This is a genomic window from Bacillus sp. FJAT-27225, from assembly GCF_001685025.1.
Lineage (GTDB): Bacteria > Bacillota > Bacilli > Bacillales > Cytobacillaceae > Bacillus_D.
Genome location: NZ_MAYU01000021.1, coordinates 855,264 through 871,578 on the forward strand (window position 1 = coordinate 855,264; position 16,315 = coordinate 871,578).

At 38.0% G+C, this 16,315-nt stretch carries 14 protein-coding genes, 1 pseudogene and 1 riboswitch; of the genes and pseudogenes, 7 read left to right on the forward strand and 8 right to left on the reverse strand.

The features are described from left to right. The first annotated feature begins 15 nt into the window (after positions 1–15). From A8F94_RS15915 to A8F94_RS15935, 5 genes are all read left to right on the forward strand, one after another. Entirely contained in the window at positions 16–798 is a 783-nt protein-coding gene (locus A8F94_RS15915; RefSeq protein ID WP_066202367.1) for a carbon-nitrogen family hydrolase, read from the forward strand. Between the two features lie 344 nt (positions 799–1,142). Beyond that, a riboswitch (SAM riboswitch) is annotated at positions 1,143–1,248 on the forward strand. Positions 1,249–1,651: 403 nt separating this feature from the next. Next, positions 1,652–2,665: a methionine ABC transporter ATP-binding protein gene (locus A8F94_RS15920; RefSeq protein ID WP_066202368.1), complete on the forward strand. Its 1,014-nt coding sequence runs from the start codon at positions 1,652–1,654 to the stop codon at positions 2,663–2,665. Next, entirely contained in the window at positions 2,655–3,326 is a 672-nt protein-coding gene (locus A8F94_RS15925; RefSeq protein ID WP_066202369.1) for a methionine ABC transporter permease, read from the forward strand. The genes A8F94_RS15920 and A8F94_RS15925 overlap by 11 nt, the downstream gene beginning before the upstream one ends. Before the next feature lie 45 nt (positions 3,327–3,371). After that, the gene (locus A8F94_RS15930) at positions 3,372–4,202 is read left to right on the forward strand and encodes a MetQ/NlpA family ABC transporter substrate-binding protein (protein WP_066202371.1); all 831 of its coding nucleotides are present in this window, start codon (positions 3,372–3,374) and stop codon (positions 4,200–4,202) included. A gap of 73 nt (positions 4,203–4,275) precedes the next feature. Continuing rightward, positions 4,276–5,382 (forward strand): iron-containing alcohol dehydrogenase family protein, encoded by a 1,107-nt coding sequence (locus A8F94_RS15935; protein WP_066202489.1) that lies wholly within the window; start codon positions 4,276–4,278, stop codon positions 5,380–5,382. Positions 5,383–5,591: 209 nt separating this feature from the next. Here A8F94_RS15935 and A8F94_RS15940 read toward each other — a convergent pair whose 3' ends face one another. The 5 genes from A8F94_RS15940 to A8F94_RS15960 form a co-directional block, all read right to left on the reverse strand. Then, entirely contained in the window at positions 5,592–6,338 is a 747-nt protein-coding gene (locus A8F94_RS15940) for a PepSY domain-containing protein (RefSeq protein ID WP_066202373.1), read from the reverse strand. Continuing rightward, positions 6,335–7,690 carry a HAMP domain-containing sensor histidine kinase gene (locus A8F94_RS15945; RefSeq protein ID WP_066202376.1) on the reverse strand — a complete coding sequence of 452 codons (1,356 nt, stop codon included), beginning with the start codon at positions 7,688–7,690 and terminating at the stop codon, positions 6,335–6,337. Before A8F94_RS15945 ends, A8F94_RS15940 begins: the two co-directional genes overlap by 4 nt. Next, a complete protein-coding gene (locus tag A8F94_RS15950; protein ID WP_066202378.1) occupies positions 7,690–8,379 on the reverse strand; it encodes a response regulator transcription factor in 690 nt (229 codons plus the stop codon). Before A8F94_RS15950 ends, A8F94_RS15945 begins: the two co-directional genes overlap by 1 nt. A 156-nt stretch (positions 8,380–8,535) precedes the next feature. Then, complete coding sequence (locus tag A8F94_RS15955; RefSeq protein ID WP_077247751.1) at positions 8,536–9,987, reverse strand: SLC13 family permease; 1,452 nt, start codon at positions 9,985–9,987, stop codon at positions 8,536–8,538. Continuing rightward, the gene (locus A8F94_RS15960) at positions 9,984–11,171 is read right to left on the reverse strand and encodes a glycerate kinase family protein (RefSeq protein ID WP_066202379.1); all 1,188 of its coding nucleotides are present in this window, start codon (positions 11,169–11,171) and stop codon (positions 9,984–9,986) included. The genes A8F94_RS15955 and A8F94_RS15960 overlap by 4 nt, the downstream gene beginning before the upstream one ends. 502 nt (positions 11,172–11,673) lie before the next feature. On the opposite strand from A8F94_RS15960, the pseudogene A8F94_RS26670 reads away from it, so the two are divergent. Then, positions 11,674–11,976, forward strand: a pseudogene (locus A8F94_RS26670) (hypothetical protein); the annotation flags it as partial. On the opposite strand, the gene A8F94_RS15965 reads toward A8F94_RS26670, so the two are convergent. Continuing rightward, positions 11,868–12,422, reverse strand: a complete 555-nt coding sequence (locus A8F94_RS15965) for a DJ-1/PfpI family protein (RefSeq protein WP_066202381.1) — start codon at positions 12,420–12,422, stop codon at positions 11,868–11,870. The pseudogene A8F94_RS26670 and the gene A8F94_RS15965 sit on opposite strands and share 109 nt — an antisense overlap. 208 nt (positions 12,423–12,630) lie before the next feature. On the opposite strand from A8F94_RS15965, the gene A8F94_RS15970 reads away from it, so the two are divergent. Beyond that, complete coding sequence (locus A8F94_RS15970; RefSeq protein WP_139070105.1) at positions 12,631–14,088, forward strand: purine-cytosine permease family protein; 1,458 nt, start codon at positions 12,631–12,633, stop codon at positions 14,086–14,088. Between the two features lie 155 nt (positions 14,089–14,243). Here the strand turns inward: A8F94_RS15970 and A8F94_RS15975 are convergent, their stop codons facing one another. Next, the gene (locus A8F94_RS15975; protein ID WP_066202382.1) at positions 14,244–15,116 is read right to left on the reverse strand and encodes an alpha/beta fold hydrolase; all 873 of its coding nucleotides are present in this window, start codon (positions 15,114–15,116) and stop codon (positions 14,244–14,246) included. Positions 15,117–15,747: 631 nt separating this feature from the next. Continuing rightward, a complete protein-coding gene (locus A8F94_RS15985) occupies positions 15,748–16,101 on the reverse strand; it encodes an immunity protein Imm33 domain-containing protein (RefSeq protein ID WP_066202386.1) in 354 nt (117 codons plus the stop codon). Positions 16,102–16,315: the final 214 nt, after the last annotated feature.

Here is a 16,315-nt window from a genome sequence, read left to right on the forward strand (position 1 = left end):
TAGCGAGGGATAAAAATGAAGATTGCTTGTGTGCAAATGAATATCCAATTTGGAGATATTGAACAGAACTTTACCAGTGTTGAGAACTATATAAAAAAAGCAGCCTCAGAAAAGGCGGATACCATCGTTTTTCCTGAGATGTGGAATACTGGGTACGCATTGGAACGACTGGATCAACTAGCTGATGAAAACGGGCAGAGAACACAGAATTTGCTAAGTGAACTTGCATTGAAATTCAATGTGAACATTGTTGGCGGATCGGTTGCAACCAAACGGGACGGCAGTTTTTATAATACGATGTATGTTGCCAATCGAAATGGAGAAATCGTGGCTGACTATGATAAAGCTCATCTTTTTAAACTGATGGATGAACATCATTTTATGAAGGCAGGCCAAAAGATGAATACGTTTGAATTGGATGGAATCACCTGCGGCGGCGTGATCTGCTATGATATCCGTTTCCCGGAATGGATTCTAGCGCATGTCCTGAAAGGTGCAAAAATTATGTTCGTCCCAGCTGAATGGCCTTCAAAACGAATTGATCATTGGCAAATCCTGCTCCAGGCGCGCGCTATTGAAAACCAGTGCTTCATCGTGGCTGTCAATAATGTGGGATCGAATCCTAACAATGAATTTAATGGGCATTCAATGGTGATTGCACCATGGGGAGAACTGCTCCTCAGCCGACAAACAGAAGAAGGAATCTATTATGCCGATTTAGATTTGAAAGAAGTCGATCGTGTCCGAAACGCGATTCCTGTTTTTCAAGACCGCAGAGCGGATTTATATGCTAAATAAGTGAAATTAATAGTTTCACTTATTTGATTGTAGCCGAAGGGGCGAAGACTCGTTCGAAAATGCAAAAGACGCATTTTCTCCTGCGATGCTTTTCAGGGAAGTTATTTCAACGTCCTGGTGGGAGAAAAGGGACAGTGGGAGACCCCACAGGCGCTTAAAGCGCCGAGGAGGCTCCCCGCCCACGGAAAGCGAAGCTCCTGGAGCGGAAATCCTCAAAAAGTTTAAGTTCCACTTAAATAAAAATAAGGTATTCAAAATTACGAAAACAAAATTTGAAACTATATTATTGACAAATAATAATAACATTTGTAATATTCATATATGCTTTAATAATTGAATAGTTATACTTATCAAGAGTGACCGAGGGACAGGCCCGATGACGTCCGGCAACCTCCTTAAAAGGGAAGGTGCTAATTCCTTCAGAATGATTTTCATTCTGGAAGATAAGTCGAATATAGTTTTTCGATGCTTCTTTCAGTTTGAAAGAGGCATTTTTTATTTTTAGGGTCTGTTATTACTAAATGTGCTGGCTGAAAACTAAACGGAGAAATTCCGGCTATATTGGGAAATAACCATATTCCCCTAAAAATAAGGGGAGTTTTTCCGGTTATATGATTCAAACCATTGAATTTGAGTTGTATTAAGAGCAGATAAGAGGAATTTGTCCGCTAATACTAGCTTCATAAGCTGTCTTTATTTACATTAGGGGAATTTCTCCGCTTATTTATTTTCATACTCAGAGTGATTTTTTAAGAAAAATAGAAATAAGGCCGGGCTCGAACAGTCATCGGTTCCACCATGTTCACTGATTCACTAAAACCGCCTCGTTTCACTTAATTGGAGAGAAGCTTGTATGATTACTATTCGTAATTTATCAAAAACATATCAAACAAAAAGCGGACCTGTTAAAGGTGTCGATGATGTGTCCCTTACTGTTGAAGAGGGCGAAATCTATGGAATTGTCGGTTATTCCGGGGCTGGGAAAAGCTCACTGCTTCGCTGCATCAATTTATTGGAGCGCCCTTCTTCCGGGGAAATCACGGTAGACGGGATAAATTTAACCTCGTTAAACGGTGAACAACTTCGCCAAGCACGTCTGAAAATAGGGATGATATTTCAGCATTTCTATTTAATCAGCCAGAAAACAGTCTATGAGAATATTACGTTTTCCTTAAGGGCAGCCAATACGCCAGCTAAGCTCATTCCCTCCCGAGTGGAAGAATTGCTTGAGATGGTTGGACTCTCAGATAAACGCGATGTGTATCCTGCACAGTTAAGCGGTGGGCAAAAGCAGCGGGTCGGCATAGCAAGGGCATTGGCCAATAATCCAAGTGTTCTCCTCTGCGATGAGGCCACTTCGGCATTGGATCCAACAACAACCCGTTCGATTCTTAGCCTATTAAAAAAAATCAACGAGGAACTGAATATCACGATTGTGTTGATTACCCATGAGATGAATGTCGTCAAGGAAATTTGCGATCGAATGGCGATTATGCAAGACGGGAAAATCATCGAGAAAGGCACTGTCTATGACGTCTTCTCCAATCCGCAAACAGACCTTGCCAAGGAATTTATCTCTAGCGTTGTTTCCTACGATGTTCCTGAAGCTATTTTACAAAAATGCAAAGGAACGATTGTAAAGGTAACCTTTAAAGGTGATGTCGCTGGTGAAGGCGTCATTTCCGATACGCTAAAGACATTTAACGTCAAAGGAAATTTCCTTCATGGGTCGATTGAATATATCGGAGGCGCCCCGCTAGGTGTCTTTGTGATGGAACTCAGCGGCCAAAACGAGGAAATAAACGAGGCGATTCAATTTATTAAAAATCGTACATCCCATGTGGAGGTGCTGCGAGATGGGCTTTGATCTCCAACATTTAATTGAGCTGATTCCTGATATCAATAAGGCGTTTTTCCAAACGATTTACATGATTGCCATCTCGTTATTTGTAGCTGTTGTCATTGGCTTGCCGGTTGGAATTATTTTATATATAACCGACAAAGGTTTATTTATGGAAAATCGAGTCATCCAGAACATACTGGGGTTTGTCGTAAATATGATTCGTTCGATTCCTTTTATCATCCTGTTAGTTGCCTTGATTCCCCTGACAAAAGCTATAGTCGGGACAACGATCGGGCCAACTGCTGCCAGTGTTTCCTTGTCAGTAGCAGCGATTCCCTTTTTTGCCCGGATTGTCGAAAACGCACTTCGCGAGATTGATAAAGGTGTGATTGAAGCTGCTATTGCAGCCGGGGCTACACCATGGATGATCATAAAAGATGTTCTTTTATTGGAAGCAAAGTCAGGAATTATCTCAGGGATTACGCTCACCATCATTAGTTTGATTGGCTTTTCTGCCATGGCCGGGACAGTAGGCGGCGGCGGGATTGGGGATTTGGCTATTCGCTTTGGATATTACCGCTACGACAATACAATCATGATCGCAACTGTCGTCATCTTGATTGTTTTGGTTCAAGTGGTCCAGCTTCTTGGCGATTTCATCTCCAAAGCTGTTAATAAAAGATAAACAAGGTTTCAACTAAAATACTATATATGAAAGCAGGTTCACATCATGAAAAAATGGCTAGTTAGTTTTATTTTACTTTTAACAGTAGCGGCTCTTGCTGCTTGCGGATCAGACAACGCGAGCGAAGATAGTGGCAAATCAGGGGAAACAAAAGAAGTTAAATTCGGTGCAACAGCTGGCCCATACAGCGATATGGTAACAAAAGCAATCAAACCAGGGCTGGAGGAAAAAGGATATAAAGTGGAATTGGTAGAATTCAGTGACTATATTCAACCGAATAATGCGCTTGATAGCGGGGACATTGATGCAAACCTATTCCAACACACCATTTATCTTGAAAACTTTGCAAAAGAAAACAACATGGATCTGACGGCTTTAATCTCTGTTCCAACTGCTCCTATGGGCATTTACTCCAATACGTATAAGTCATTGGATGAAGTAAAAGACGGTGCTACAGTTGCGGTTCCGAATGATCCGACTAATGCTGCCCGCGCCTTCAATACTCTTCAAGATGAAGGATTGATTCAAGTTAGCGAAGATGCAGATCCGCTAAAAGTATCTGAAAAAGATATTACAGAAAACAAGAAAAACTTGAAGTTCCAGCCAATTGAAGCAGGCCAGCTCCCTCGTGCGGTTGAAAGTGCCGATTTGTCTGCAGTTCCTGGAAACTTCGCTTTAGCTGCAAAAATGGATTTACTCAGTGCACTGGCATTGGAAAATATGCTCGATCCATACCGCAATATTGTTGCAGTCAAAACTGATAATGCTGATTCCCAACTCGCTAAGGATATTAAAGAAGTAGTCGAATCAGATGAATTTGAAAAAGTGATTGATGAAGAATTCAAAGGATTTGGAAAGCCTGAATGGATGAAATAATAGTGTAATGTGGCTGACCTTTTATGGGGTCAGCTTCATTACTATCCAGATTTTTAAAAAAGGAGAATCTGCAATGGAAACGATATCTGTACACGGAGCACCAAGCGAATATATTTTACAGGAAGGAATTTTGGACGAGCTTGAAGCAAAACTAGTGGAGCGCGGTTTCAAAAAAGTACTGATTGTCCATGGCGAAAAATCGTGGCAGGCAGCCACCCCGTTCTGGCCACAACTCACAAAAGTTGAGTATAAAGAATACCAGTATCATGGCGAAAACTCTTTATCTGAAATCAACGCCATTGCAACGGTTGTAAGAGACGGGCACTTCGATGCTGTGATTGGTGTTGGCGGCGGAAAAGTATTGGATCTCGCAAAGTCAGTCAGCCATGTCACCCATACACAGGCTGTCCTGATTCCTACCCTTCCATCCAATTGTTCACCGTGGACTCCTGTCAGCGTCGTCTATGACGATAAAGGTACGTTTATTCGCTTCGATGTCTACCCTGTCGGTCCAAGTCTTGTCCTGGTAGAACCGAAAATTTTACTTCATGCACCGGTTAACATGCTGGTCGCCGGCATTGCTGATACCCTTGCCAAATGGTATGAAGCGGATGTTCAACTGGCAGGTATCAAAAACAAATCGGTTCCTCTTGAAATTTGCTACTACACAGCTAAGCGCTGCAAAGATGTATTGCTGCAGCATTCCGAAGGAGCTATACAAGCAGCAAAAAGCAGAGTGCTCAATGATGATTTCATCAAGGTGACCGAAGCCATCATCATGCTTGCCGGAATGGTGGGTGGATTTGGCGACCATTATGGAAGAGTAGCTGGAGCCCATTCTATTCATAACGCGCTGACGGTTCTTAAAGAAACCCATCAAGCCTTGCATGGAGAAAAGGTAGCTTATGGCATTCTGGTTCAGCTTGTTTTAGAAAATAAGTGGGAAGAAATCAAGGACCTTATCGCCTTTTATCAAAAACTCCAATTGCCCCTGTCGCTGTCGGATTTAGGAGTTCACCAAATAAATGAAGAAACTATCTCCACTGTTGCTGAAAAGGCAGTTGCTCCCGGAGAATCCATCCATGTCATGCCTGGGGAAATGACTGCAGATGTGGTCTCTAAGGCAATAACAGAACTGGAAGCCTACATACAAACACAAACTCAGTATTCTTATAATTGAGGAACTTTACAATCTCTTCTAAACACTAATAAGAGGATGTCCCAAAGCCTAACTTTTGGGACATCCTCTTTTTTACCAAATTGTTAATTTGAATTTACAACTAACTAATTGTACTTTAGGAGGTTTCTATGTATTTTGCATCTCACCGAAAGATTATTTAAATGATGGACTTTACAGGAACATGCATTTAAGTACAAATAAATTCTTACTTAGTCACTACTTTCATCATCGCCATCGTCATCATCTACAACTATGCTGTCATCATCAGCATCGTCTGGTTGTTCCGAATACCATGAAATGGATGATACTTTCCCTGTATTCGCTTGAACATATACATAGGCACCCTCTGAATAATCATCTACTGTCACTTTATAGTGCTTTCCATTTTGATTATTTACAAGGGATAAATCTGTGACTTTGCCGTGAATTTGTTGTAATGCAATATCTTTTGCTTTCTGTTCTGATATATTGAGTGGTTTGCTTTCATTACCCTTTATTTCGGTATTAGATACAATGGTTTTCTCTTTCAAATCATATTCAATACGATAATGCTTGTTATCTTTCTCAACCGTTGCTTCTACGAAAGATTGCCCTTCTTTTTTCATTTCTTTCATTTGATTAACCTGGGTACCTAATTGTTTCTCTATATTTTTTTTGGCTTCATCTAAAGTAACCAATTCTTCTTTTTTTTCCACAAGTCGTATATTACTGATTTTCTTCGTTTCACTATCAACTGAAACTTTATAAACCCCTTTTTTATTTTCAAACATCAGTTGATAGTTGCCACTCTCTTGATCTTGCTTTGCCTTTACTACCTTTCCTCCATAAAAATTAGAAACGATTTCTTCAGCTTCTTTTTGTGAAATCGTCGTAGGATTATCTTTAATAAAAATGAAAAACAATGAATAGGATAAGCCTAATATGATAAAGGCAATAAGACAAACTTTTAATTTCATCTTAGCACACCCCCGTTTTTTGGAAATTCGACTGTAAAAGTGGACCCACAACCTTCAACACTTTCAAGGGTGATATGGCCTTTGTGTTGTTCCACTATTCGCTTTCCAATTGATAGTCCTAAACCTGACCCTCCTGTTTTTCGGCTTCTTGTTTTATCAACCCGATATAATCGGTCAAAAACATGTGCCTGGGCCTCAAATGGTATTCCTATCCCTTTATCCATCACCATAATGCACACACTTTCTTCCCGTTCTTTTAACTCTACCTTAATATCATCATCACTATATTTTTTTGCATTATCTAACAAAATAACAAGTACTTGAACAAAACTGGGTTCATGTATATACAAATGGATCTCTCGCTGATTATTTTTTAAATAAATCTCATGCTTAAAAGCTTGCTGTAATCGACGAATCGTCTTCTCGACAATTGGTACAATGTTAACTTTGGATTTTTCATTTTCAATACATTCTTCAGATTTTGCTAATAGCAGCAATTGCTCCGTTAAATATTTCATACGGCTTGATTCAGCCCCAATGGTTGCAATGGCTTCTTCTAATATATCAGGGCGTTCTTTCCCCCAACTTTTTAATATTTTCACATAACTATCAATTACCGTTAAAGGTGTCTTCAGTTCGTGAGAAGCATCTGAGACAAACTGTTCCTGTTTTATATAACTTTTTTGTAACCTTGTAATCATTCGATTAAATGTCATGGCCATTTCTGATAATTCGTCTTTCGTATCATTCGTAATCAATATCTTTTCAAATGATCCATCTTTTTCAATTAAATTCATCGTTTGTGTCAGACGTTTAATTGGAAACAAAATCATGCGCCCTAAAAACCTGCTGGTTAAAGAAAAAATAATAATGACAATCAAGGTTGTATATAAAAACACCCATTTTAACTCATTAATGTTGCCAAATAGAGCATTGACATTCTCAACAATTTGCAAATTTACAATTGCTCCGTTCTCATTAATTGTTGGGATGGAAACAACCACATACATGGAATCTTTATATTGGACTACTTCCTCAAATTGATCATCATCATATTTACTAGGTATATTAAAATAGTCATTGTTCGTTGACACTTGAATAATAGGATCGTGGCTACTATTTACAACACGAATCATTCCATTACTTATTAAATAGGCCTGCAACACTTGTTCCATCGATAAATTGGAATGGGTATTAAGTTCTTTAAGGGTATTAACAGTTTTATAGGTTAATCGATTCATTTCAGAAGTAATAACGGAATTTTTGAAAATAAAATATATCGATATATTAGACATAATGAGTACCATTAATACAACAGCCATCGAAATTTGAATGTGTGTTCGTAATCTCATCATTCATCCTTAATCATATAGCCGACACCGCGAACGGTTTGAATAAATGGTTCGTCCTTCGTGTCAGTTAATTTTTTTCTCAAGTATCGAATATATACATCTACAGCATGTGGATCACCATAATAATCCATTCCCCATACTTCATTTAAAATCTGCTCACGCTCAAGTGCACGATTTTTGTTCTTAACTAAATAAAGCAGGAGATCATACTCCCGCGGTGTCAAAATTACCATACAGCCGTTTTTAAACACTTCTCTCGTATTTGTATGAATCGAAATGGAGTGAATATGGTAAACACTAGAATCATCCTTTTTTTCACGGTTAGGCTTAAACCGAAGATTAGAGCGGATCCGCGCGAGCAATTCCTCGATTTCAAATGGTTTGGTCATATAATCATTCGCACCTAAATCTAATCCGCTTACTTTATCGTAAACGGAATCACGTGCCGTCAGCATAATAATCACTATCTCGTTATTCTCACGACGAATTCGCCTTAACACTTCCATTCCATTTAATTCAGGTATCATCACATCTAAAAGAACTAAATCAATTTCTTCTTTCTCCAAAATGGATAGCCCTTCTTTACCCGTATACGCAATACTTATTTGATAACCTGCATGTTCTAATTCCAGTTGAATCACTCGCGCAATTCCCTCATCGTCTTCAATAATTAATATGTGACTATCCATTCTTTCACCTCCAGATTTATCCTGCATTACCTTGCAGTAAGACCCCTACTTCAAGACTTTGGTAAAAAATAAAAAGGAAAAGTGGGGCTACTCCCAGTAAAAGCCCGTTTGGTTCAACTAACAATCAGTGGGGGGCTGAAGAAAATCCCACTTAACTTATAACTGTAACCCCGCCCATTTCCAATAAGTGAAGTAGAATAACATCATGATCAATATGTAAAGAGGCATGAGTATGGCGCTTATTTTTAATAGATTACTAGCATCATATGAAATTTCACCTTCCTCATAAAAGAGGAGTAATGCTTTCGAACTGACAGGAACGGTCACACAATAGTTCATACCTATTAAACTTAAAAAAACAACCGTCAAAGGGTTAACCCCTATCGTTTCACTAAATAATATTAAACTTGGGATAAAAACGATGGCTCGTGTTGTATGTGATGTAATATACAAATGGCTTGAAACGGTTAACAACAGGATGATCAATACAAGCAGCCATTCTGGTGCACCTATAAACAAATATAGAACATGAATCATCTTTGTTTCGATCCATTTCACTGCACCTGTATCCACTAACACCTTTCCAAGTGCCGTTGCTGCAGCAACAAATAGAATTAAGTTCCAAGATACAGACTTTACACCTTGTTTCCAACTAATCATTCCATAATTCGGTGTCATAACTAGTATTGCACCGATCATCGTAATAAATGCGATATCATAGCCATGTATCCTTTCAGTCGTCCAACCCACAATTAACAATGCCATCAAAATGATGATCTTTTTTTCTTTTCTACTAATCGGCCGTTTTACCATCATTCCTTCTTCCATTTGTACGTTTTCTGTTTTCCCCAATTCATTTTTTGGCCACAAGATCCATTTTATTATAATCAATGATATTAGTGAAATTACTAGGGCAAATGGCACCCCTAAAATAAACCATCTGCTAAATGAAATGGTTTGATCAACCGTGCTTTCAAGTAAACCAATTCCTATTAAATGAGAACCTGCTCCTATTAATGTGGCTGATGTACTCATTAAGATGATAACAGGAGCTAAAATAGCCAACACTTTTTGTTCTTTAGTTGAAAATTTCACACTTAGCTGTTGAATGATTGGAATTGATAATGCAGCCCGGCCTGAGGTGGAAGGAATGAAAAATACGGATGCAAATAATATCGAACTTATCCCAAGGAGCACATTACTTTTTTTATGACACTTTCTCAATATAAATCCGGTTAATCGTTCTGCTAACTGGGACTGCTTAACAGCTTCACCCACAATAAAAGAGCCCAACATTAACCATACAACTTCTTCAGATAACGAATCATATAACAAACTAGGGTTTTCTGCACCCATTATGATAATAAACATAATAAGTGAAATAGCCACAAATCCAGCCGGTATTTTAGTGGTAATCCATAACGTCATTGCTGATAAAAAGGCAAACAAGGATATCTTTGCTTCATAGTCCAGACCATCAATCATTACGATAAAGACTAAAATTAGGACATGTAAGCTGACAATCACTAATGACCTTGTCGATAATTGATTGATCCACTGTATGAATCTGTTATTCTTTTCAGTTTGTTTCTCTATTCTTGTTATCATTTTTGATAAACGCTTTCTTTAAGATTCTTTCTTTGTGCCATTTCCCAACCAATCGAAACTTTTCGTAATACTGACTCCGTACTTTCTTCAATCCACTTCGGTGCTTTTTTTATTGCATTCTCCAAAGATGTTGGTTTTGGAATGATACTGCTATAGGCATCAATTCCTGCCTGATAGTTTAAATCTGCTCCTTTACCGATTGTTCCAGTAATGGCAATTACCGGAATATCATATTTCTTTGCAATTCGTCCAACCTCCGCAGGAATTTTTCCATTTGGGGTTTGAAAATCCAAACTGCCTTCTGCAGTGAACACAATATCCGCTGTTGAAATTTTTTCTTCAATATTTATATAATCCATAATAATATCGAATCGTGGATGTAATATGGCTCCTGCAAACGCAATGAGTCCTGCACCTAATCCACCAGATGCTCCACTGCCCGGCAACGAACGAACATCGATCCCCAATGCTCCTTGAATTAAAGACGCATAGTGTTCTAACGCGAATGATAATCGATCAACTTGTTTTGGAGTCGCTCCTTTTTGAGGTCCAAATACACGTGCAACGCCTTCTTCCCCACATAAAATATTCTTCCAGTTACATGCAACATTAATAGAAACGTCCTGTAACCGTCTATCTATATGAGTCGTCACGATAGAATTCACCTTCAATAAATCTTCTCCACCCTTGATATCGACGAATTGTTGTTTCTTATCCAAGAAATGAACTCCTAAAGCTTGCGCCATTCCTGCTCCGCCATCCGATGTACCAGAATCCCCACAACCGATTAAAATATTGTCAACCCCTACATCAAGCGCAGCGAGGATTAATTCTCCCACACCATAGGTTGTTGTTTTTAAAGGGTTCCTTTGATTACGAGGTACTAGCTTTAATCCAGCTACCGCTGCCATTTCAATGACAGCAGTACGTTTACCATTTTCCACAAAAATACCAAAATGACTCTTGATCTTCTTGCCGACCGGCCCTATCACCTTTTTATACATTAATTCTCCACCTTTTATGTTAATGATCGTTTTTGCAAAGCCTTCTCCGCCATCAATCATCGGAATCACTTCTAAATCAAAAGACGGTTGAAAATTCTTTACTCCTCGTGCCATGGCTAAAGCTACTTCCTCAGCATCTAGACATTCCTTGAATCCTGACGGTACAATTACAACTCTCATTAACAAATCCTCCAAATATATATGTATTACTATGTAATGTACTATCCAAAAACTAATAGATAGTTAGAGAATTATTAAAAAATGATTATAAAATCATTTATATAAAGAGCCATCAGGAAATGGAGTAAAATGGTTCAAGAGAAGCTCGGTAAGAAACTAATTTTATACAGATCATTTCTGGCCTCAATGTTTTCATCAATTAAGTACTCAATTAATTTTTCTTTGCCTATAGGCCTCCAGAATTATTACACTATATACCCCGTTTATTTATTAAAGAAATTCAAAAAGGGTGGCTAATCCTTCCTGGACCGCGCACCCGTTACTTTAAGTATATTTTTCAGGAACTCCTTTTAACTATTCCAGGCATTAAGAAGGATACTGCGGCTATCATAATCGCAGAAATAGAGTGGACATTGGCCAATTTCCAACCTCGAAACACTAAGCTTGTTGGGCAGGTGTATCTCCTGGAAATCACGAAAGCGCCGGAAAAAGGAAGAGTACCAGGACAACCAAAGGGAACCCACATATAAAAACTGCGATGTGTGAAGCTGCTTGGGCTGTTTCAATATGCAAGAACCGTTGGCTCGCAAGTAAAGCATACAAAAAGGAAGGTGCCCTGCTGGCTTTGGCCACGTGCACCTCCTTTTTGTATTTATGTCACTACCGGCTCATAAATAGTGAAACCTTGAAAAAGAATTATCTGTTGTTTAACAAACGAATGAACTCCCGCATAAATCCTGGAAGATCAGGCCACGCATGTCCGGAAACAAGGTTCTCATGGACATGCAGATGCTCATCTATATAGGTGGCGCCACAGGCAACAACATCCGGTTTGCAGGCAATATAGGCGGTATATTCTTTCCCTTTCATCAAATCCGGCACAACGGAAAGCACCTGCGCTGCATGACAGATCGCCCCAACAGGCTTATTCTCTTCAAAGAAATGGCGAACAATGGCAGGAACTGATTCATCCAGTCTGATATACTCAGGGGCCCGTCCTCCAGGTATAATTAATCCATCGTATTCTGAAGGATTCACATCCGCAAAAGCTAAATGAGAATCTAGACCGTATGCCGGTTTTTCTACATATGTTTCTGTTCCTTCTATAAAATCATGACTCACTGTATAAAGCTTTTTGACAGAGGGTGAAGCGATTGTCGTTTCAAATCCTTCTTCCAAGCAACGATAATAAGGATAAAACACTTCCAGAGCCTCTACTGCATCACCTGTAATAATCAACACTTTTTTCATGAACATACCTCCAAAAAGATTTTAGTCATTAAAGAATATGTTAATGTTCCATGGTGTCCATCATTATTTTTATTCGCCAATAATTGCGTAAATCCTTTTTTCTCATAATTCCGGTTAACTAATGTAGTAGTGAGACGAGATACCTTCGCCCCCGTTCCTATGAATAATCCCCCCCTTTTAGAAAAGATTAATGAAAAGGGGTGAGTATATGGCAGGGTTTATTCGAATTGGATCTTTTATTATATCCTGGTTACCACACAAGGCGGAAGCATCGAATTTTTCTGTTCAAAATACTACAGTGCAATCAACAGGTGATGATTACTCATTAGGTAGTGTACCTCGTAGTAAAAGAAAGATGGGATGGCTTAGTATAACAAATATTACGTTTGGTATTGCTACTGCTATATTTTACATTCAAATGGGCAGTGTCATGGCTCTACGATTTGGGGCAATGAATGCGATTATTTCTGCTGCTTATGCAATCGTTGTTGCCGGTATTTTAGGTACAATTATCGCGTACCTATCCGCTAAGTCGGGAATGAACGTAAACTTAATGTCCAGAGGTGGCGGATTCGGGTATATCGGTGCATCTTTAACTTCATTGATCTATGCAACAAATTTTATTATGTATTGTGCACTTGAGGGAATGATCCTAGTTGCAGCAGTACATGCGTTTTTACCAGCTATTCCGGAGTGGATATGGATTCTAATCTTTGGAACATTGGTCATCCCCCTAAACTGGTTTGGAATTAAACAATTAGACAAACTGCAAAAATGGTCATTGCCATTATTTTTTATTTTTTTAATTGCAGCGATCACGATGGCTTTCCTCACACCTTCTGTTTACGGAGGGACTTTTTGGACCTATATGCCGGATGGATTACAAGTTGGCGGAACAGCCCTATTATCCTGTATTGGTATGCAACATGGAATTATGGGATTAACACCACTATTGGCGTCTGACTATGCACGCTTTTTAAAACCAAAAGATACGAAACTTGGGATGTTCGCGATTGGATTTGTCCCGCAAATTTTCTGTTTCGGTGTTATGGGTGGTTTAGGAATTTGGTTCGGTGTTCGTTTAGGTGAGGCAAATCCTGGGGTTTATATTGTATTACTTCTTGGAGTTTGGGGAGCTTTATTTACAATGTTAACGCAAATCCGAATTAACGTGACAAATATTTATAGTGGTTCTTTATCTTTATCCACCTTTTTTGAAAATGTGGTTAAATATACACCCGGCAGACATTTCTGGGTAGTTGTTACAGGAGTATCTGCCATTGCTCTTATGCTTGGCAGGATTACAGACCATTTAGAATTATTATTGACCTTCCAAGGGGTCTTCTTAATGACATGGGCTACGATCTTGGTAGTAGATGCCATTGTTATTAAAAAGATCATGAAAATAGGCCCTGGTTATTATGAATATCGACAAGAAAATCTGTATAAATGGAATCCGGTTGGAGTTGCAGCCTTAATCATTGCAAGTGGTTTAGGAACAATAGCCGCAATAGGATTTATGGGAGGATTCCTGAAAAGTACCGCTGCATTCTTCGCTTCTATACTGGCTGCAATACTTTCCGTTTTTCTTGCAAAATATACAAACGGTAAATACTATGTTAAAAAGGAAGCTAGTGATATTGATAAGGAAGATTATATTCGTTAATACAAGTACGTTTCAAGACTCTGGGACAAGCACTGTCTGACACAGCTGAAGTATGACTGAGACAAGATACGCTGTCCCTCCGTTCTGTTAAAATTCAAAACAATGCTTATCTCCCACCTTTTATTTACCCCTTAATCAGTATTGTAAAAAACCCCTTATTTAAGAAACGCACCCGTTAGATTATCTATATCTTCTAAAAAACCTATAACTAGATCCCTCAATTCGTTCGGATTAGTTAACATTAATAAATGATCACTTTTCTTAATTTTAACTATCCGTTTAACTTTGTCTTTTAATTTTTTCAGCTCCCCATTAAAAAACAGTTGTACTTCTTCAGGTAAATAATTTTGGTCTGACAGTATGAGCATAGTGGGATACTGATTAAAGACTTCCAGATTTATTTCAAAATCAATTAAATCCCTGATTATGGCATTTAAGACATCATCTGATGTTCGATGTCTATATATTCCATCATCATTCACATAGCATGATTCTAATGCTATCCTTATAAAATTTTCTAGTTCTTTTTCAAGGTAGATTCCTTGATTTTTTAACTTTATAAGATCGGCATTGATAAATTCCATTAATGACTCGTAATTACTGAATGGCTTAGAGGTAATAGGAGCTGTTGATAGATTCGGTAAATCACGGTGGTTATAGTAACCTCCATCGAGAAAGATGATTCCTTTTATCATTTCAGGATGTTTTCTGGAAAATTCTTGAATTAACCAACAAGACAATGAACTAGTCACAAACCATGCTTTTGCTATTTTAAGATGAACCATTAAGTCCAGAATATCTGAACAATAATGATTAAATGAATGGTTTTCTTGATCTGATGATGAACCATGATTCTGATAATCTATTGATATACAACGATAAACTGAATCCCTCATAGAATTAATTGTTATTTCATAAAAGAATTTATTATTTCCTAATCCATGGAGAAAAATAATAGGGTCTCCACAATTTTCAGTATCAGAATAGCTTATATTTTTTTGGTTAGTATTAGCTGCAAATTTTGACATAATATTCACTGTCCGATCTATCACAATATTTCAATACTTCAGTATATTATTTAATTATAACATATTAGCTATAAAATTCACTCTGCATCTTTAGCGTAGAGCGTAATGATATTTTACCTAAGCAGCCCATTCATTTGTTGAACTATTCTGCCACGTTAGCACAATAAGAACTTCGCCAAAAAAGGCGTTAATCCTTCCTGGATTAACGCACCCTTTAGTTTAAATACATTTCTTCACAAACTTTATTTTATTACAGTGCTGCTGCCATGTTTATCAAATAAAAAAGATTTCACTTTGTTTGACAGCTTAATAAACGTCTTCACGCTTACTTGTACATTTTACTCGTACTTTACCTTTTATGAATCTTTCATCGTTCTCTGACATATATATATTAAACTAACGATTGGAGCTGAAAAAAATGGAGTTGATTTTATGGATTACTGTTTTGTCAGGTACTTTTATCGCAATTTTCGCCGCTAAAAGCAAAAAGAAAAAATGAAACATCTTTACTTCAGAGTTTGTGTCAAAACGAACAAACAAACATCCTTCTTTAATTAGCCTGCCCCGTTTGTTCAATAAAGATTTCAATAAAAATCCCGCCTTGATCAACGCACCCGTTTGCAACTTTCAATCAAAAATCGTCGAGAATCTCTTTATCAAACCAAACATCTTCATAATCATCGGCAATTAAAAATCGCCAGCCAGGTGCCAAACCTAAATATTTTTTAATATTTGGTACCCATTCATCAATATGTTCAATGTGAAGAGGAACAAAAAAATCAGGGTCTTCGGAAAATTCCTCACCTGCCCATATGAACCAGCCGGAAGTTCCTTCTTCTGGATATAGACGAAGACCGTTAATAGGAATTACACCTTCTTTTACGTTCTTGGAAATTCCTAATTTCAATTTGTCTGCTGCAGCGAAAAATTCAGCACCATATTTTTCACAAATCACTTTTTGTTCTTTTTCAATATTAATTGACATGAGATTCTCCCATTTTTATTGAATGTCTCCTTTAAAAATCAACAGAAATTTCCTACTTCCTTCTTTCACTAAACTGCCCCTTTAGCTCAATTAGGAATTCAACAAAAAGGCGGTTAATCCTTCCTGGATCAACGCACCCGTTAGTCGGAATAAGAAATAGGTTAGACTATCCTAAAAAGTTTATATATCGTCCCCGATTCAGTTGTTTTGCTTT

What these genes read in the sequence shown, in the direction of transcription:
- A8F94_RS15915 (WP_066202367.1), top strand. Translation starts at nt 16, where the DNA reads ATGAAGATTGCTTGTGTGCAAATGAATATCCAATTTGGAGATATTGAA.
- A8F94_RS15920 (WP_066202368.1), top strand. Translation starts at nt 1,652, where the DNA reads ATGATTACTATTCGTAATTTATCAAAAACATATCAAACAAAAAGCGGA.
- A8F94_RS15925 (WP_066202369.1), top strand. Translation starts at nt 2,655, where the DNA reads ATGGGCTTTGATCTCCAACATTTAATTGAGCTGATTCCTGATATCAAT.
- A8F94_RS15930 (WP_066202371.1), top strand. Translation starts at nt 3,372, where the DNA reads ATGAAAAAATGGCTAGTTAGTTTTATTTTACTTTTAACAGTAGCGGCT.
- A8F94_RS15935 (WP_066202489.1), top strand. Translation starts at nt 4,276, where the DNA reads ATGGAAACGATATCTGTACACGGAGCACCAAGCGAATATATTTTACAG.
- A8F94_RS15940 (WP_066202373.1), bottom strand. Translation starts at nt 6,338, where the DNA reads ATGAAATTAAAAGTTTGTCTTATTGCCTTTATCATATTAGGCTTATCC.
- A8F94_RS15945 (WP_066202376.1), bottom strand. Translation starts at nt 7,690, where the DNA reads ATGAGATTACGAACACACATTCAAATTTCGATGGCTGTTGTATTAATG.
- A8F94_RS15950 (WP_066202378.1), bottom strand. Translation starts at nt 8,379, where the DNA reads ATGGATAGTCACATATTAATTATTGAAGACGATGAGGGAATTGCGCGA.
- A8F94_RS15955 (WP_077247751.1), bottom strand. Translation starts at nt 9,987, where the DNA reads ATGATAACAAGAATAGAGAAACAAACTGAAAAGAATAACAGATTCATA.
- A8F94_RS15960 (WP_066202379.1), bottom strand. Translation starts at nt 11,171, where the DNA reads ATGAGAGTTGTAATTGTACCGTCAGGATTCAAGGAATGTCTAGATGCT.
- A8F94_RS15965 (WP_066202381.1), bottom strand. Translation starts at nt 12,422, where the DNA reads ATGAAAAAAGTGTTGATTATTACAGGTGATGCAGTAGAGGCTCTGGAA.
- A8F94_RS15970 (WP_139070105.1), top strand. Translation starts at nt 12,631, where the DNA reads ATGGCAGGGTTTATTCGAATTGGATCTTTTATTATATCCTGGTTACCA.
- A8F94_RS15975 (WP_066202382.1), bottom strand. Translation starts at nt 15,116, where the DNA reads ATGTCAAAATTTGCAGCTAATACTAACCAAAAAAATATAAGCTATTCT.
- A8F94_RS15985 (WP_066202386.1), bottom strand. Translation starts at nt 16,101, where the DNA reads ATGTCAATTAATATTGAAAAAGAACAAAAAGTGATTTGTGAAAAATAT.